Source organism: Stappia albiluteola (assembly GCF_014050225.1).
In the GTDB taxonomy this organism is placed as follows: Bacteria; Pseudomonadota; Alphaproteobacteria; order Rhizobiales; family Stappiaceae; genus Hongsoonwoonella; species Hongsoonwoonella albiluteola.
Genome location: NZ_JACFXV010000036.1, coordinates 1 through 2,817, shown reverse-complemented (window position 1 = coordinate 2,817; position 2,817 = coordinate 1). Strand labels below are relative to the sequence as shown.

Genomic DNA, 2,817 nt, shown 5'->3' with positions numbered 1-2,817 from the left:
AGGACCTGTTGACAAAAGGGATTTCCAAATCAGGCGGGTTCTGATTCAAGACTGCTTTTCAGGAGGCATTCTTGGCCAGAGTAGAGTTTCGCGGCGATCTTACGGACATGGAATGTGCCGTCATCGAACCGCTTCTGCCGTCCGAGCGCGGACGGTGGGCGCGACCTGCCCAGGACAACCGGCGTTATCTCAACGGCATGCTGCATGTGTTGCGGGTGGGCTGCCCGTGGCGCGACATGCATGAACGATACGGCAAATGGAATTCGATCTATGTTCGCTTCCGGCGGTGGGCGGAACAAGGCGTGTGGGATGCTCTTTTGGAAACGCTTGTCGAGATGGGGCTGACGGACGATTGGCAGCACATGGTCGATAGCACATCCGTCCGGGGCCATTCGCAGACAGCCGGCGCAGTCCGCAGGACGGGACTCATAAGGAGGGCTTTAGTCGAAGCCGCGGCGGCTTTGCGAGCAAGATCCACGCCCGATCAGACGGTCAGGGACGCCCTCTTGATATCGTCCTGACCGGCGGAGGGGCCTTCCGGCCACAACGCCTTCAAGTCCCTGTTGGAGATGCCGGTTGGCGGACCGCGCCTGATGCTGGCCGACAAGGGGTATGACGGCGACACCATCCGCGAAGCGCTACTTCCTCAGGGTATCCTGCCGGTCATCCCGCCCAGGTCGAACCACCTGGCGCCTGCGAAATGCGACGATCGCGCCCACAAGGACCGCAACCGCATCGAGCGCATGTTCAATCGGCTCAAACAGCTCCGCCGCATCGCCACCCGCTACGACAAAACCGCCAGATCCTTCCTCGGCTTCCTATGCCTCGCCGCCGCAAGGCTCTGGTTGCCTTCTTTTGTCAATTGGCCATAGCTTCGAATTTTGCAATGCGATGGCAGCCTAAAACATGAGGATATATCCGCGTGCTATTGCTAGTAGGTTATCTTAGCGAATAGAATATGAAGCGAATTTATCACTAAGTGGAGCGTAGCGATTTGGGCGTCCGGGAAAAAGTTGCGGAACAGTTTGAGAGGGGCAGTCTTCAGACACGATGCGAAACTCATACAAGAAGTGGATGGGGTAAGTAATGCTACCGGAAATAGATATAATATCTCGAAATAATATCCGGTATCTTATTATGAATAACAAAGACTCAATACAAAATACTTTAAAAATAAAGGGTGCATTCGCGTATGTGGAGCAAGAAATTGCAAAGAGATACCTGATTGATGAAGGTCGAGCGTTAATTGATTGTGGGTCTAATATAGGTAGTTTTGCTGTTCCTTTAGCGATGCATGTGAATTCTATCAATGGGAAGGTTTATTGCTTTGAGCCGCAAAGAATTATTTTCCAACAATTGTGCGCAAATGTCTTTCTGAATCGTTGTGCAAATGTTTTTACGTACAATGTCGCACTCGGGGCAACGGATGGCTACATAAAAATTCCAGAGTTAAACCTTGCCACTAGCGTAAATATAGGCGGATTCTCAATTGATAATGATATTAGAATGTCGAGGGAAACTAAACCTGGTTTTAAATCTAGAAATGAATACACTGGCTATAATTATACGGTCGAAATAAAACGTTTGGATAGCATCTTTATTGAGGAAAAAATCGGATTTATCAAGGTGGATGTTGAGGGGTATGAGCTAGAATTCTTTCAGGGTGCTATAGAAACACTTGAAAAGAACAATTACCCGCCAATACTATTTGAAGTCTGGGATCACATTGTTTGGTATCAGGAAAAAGCTAGAGATACAAAATTGTTTCTCGAAAAGATCGGCTACAAACTAACAAAATTAGGGGAAAATTATATCGCTCAACATAATTTATTCGGCATTGAGTACGATTTTATTTTTTCTGGAACGGCTTTGAATTTGGAGAGGGTTAGATAATGGCGCATATGATGCGTGGATGATAGCGCTTTATCTATATTGGCTGGAGGCGCTATGGCCAATTGACAAAAGAAGGCAACCAGAGCCTTGCGGCGGCGAGGCATAGGAAGCCGAGGAAGGATCTGGCGGTTTTGTCGTAGCGGGTGGCGATGCGGCGGAGCTGTTTGAGCCGATTGAACATGCGCTCGATGCGGTTGCGGTCCTTGTGGGCGCGATCGTCGCATTTCGCAGGCGCCAGGTGGTTCGACCTGGGCGGGATGACCGGCAGGATACCCTGAGGAAGTAGCGCTTCGCGGATGGTGTCGCCGTCATACCCCTTGTCGGCCAGCATCAGGCGCGGTCCGCCAACCGGCATCTCCAACAGGGACTTGAAGGCGTTGTGGCCGGAAGGCCCCTCCGCCGGTCAGGACGATATCAAGAGGGCGTCCCTGACCGTCTGATCGGGCGTGGATCTTGCTCGCAAAGCCGCCGCGGCTTCGACTAAAGCCCTCCTTATGAGTCCCGTCCTGCGGACTGCGCCGGCTGTCTGCGAATGGCCCCGGACGGATGTGCTATCGACCATGTGCTGCCAATCGTCCGTCAGCCCCATCTCGACAAGCGTTTCCAAAAGAGCATCCCACACGCCTTGTTCCGCCCACCGCCGGAAGCGAACATAGATCGAATTCCATTTGCCGTATCGTTCATGCATGTCGCGCCACGGGCAGCCCACCCGCAACACATGCAGCATGCCGTTGAGATAACGCCGGTTGTCCTGGGCAGGTCGCGCCCACCGTCCGCGCTCGGACGGCAGAAGCGGTTCGATGACGGCACATTCCATGTCCGTAAGATCGCCGCGAAACTCTACTCTGGCCAAGAATGCCTCCTGAAAAGCAGTCTTGAATCAGAACCCGCCTGATTTGGAAATCCCTTTTGTCAACAGGTCCT

At 52.1% G+C, this 2,817-nt stretch carries 1 protein-coding gene and 2 pseudogenes; 2 read left to right on the top strand and 1 reads right to left on the bottom strand.

Features of this window, described 5'->3' with window-relative positions; genetic code table 11:
• Positions 1-71 precede the first annotated feature (71 nt).
• Positions 72-872, top strand: a pseudogene (locus tag H2509_RS21325) (IS5 family transposase).
• A gap of 265 nt (positions 873-1,137) precedes the next feature.
• Positions 1,138-1,893 carry an FkbM family methyltransferase gene (locus H2509_RS03270; protein ID WP_182162267.1) on the top strand — a complete coding sequence of 252 codons (756 nt, stop codon included), beginning with the start codon at positions 1,138-1,140 and terminating at the stop codon, positions 1,891-1,893.
• A gap of 52 nt (positions 1,894-1,945) precedes the next feature.
• Here the strand turns inward: H2509_RS03270 and H2509_RS21320 are convergent.
• Positions 1,946-2,746, bottom strand: a pseudogene (locus tag H2509_RS21320) (IS5 family transposase).
• Positions 2,747-2,817 lie beyond the last annotated feature (71 nt).

Coding starts and splice junctions, on each gene's coding strand:
- H2509_RS03270 (WP_182162267.1), top strand. CDS start 1,138: ATGAATAACAAAGACTCAATACAAAATACTTTAAAAATAAAGGGTGCA.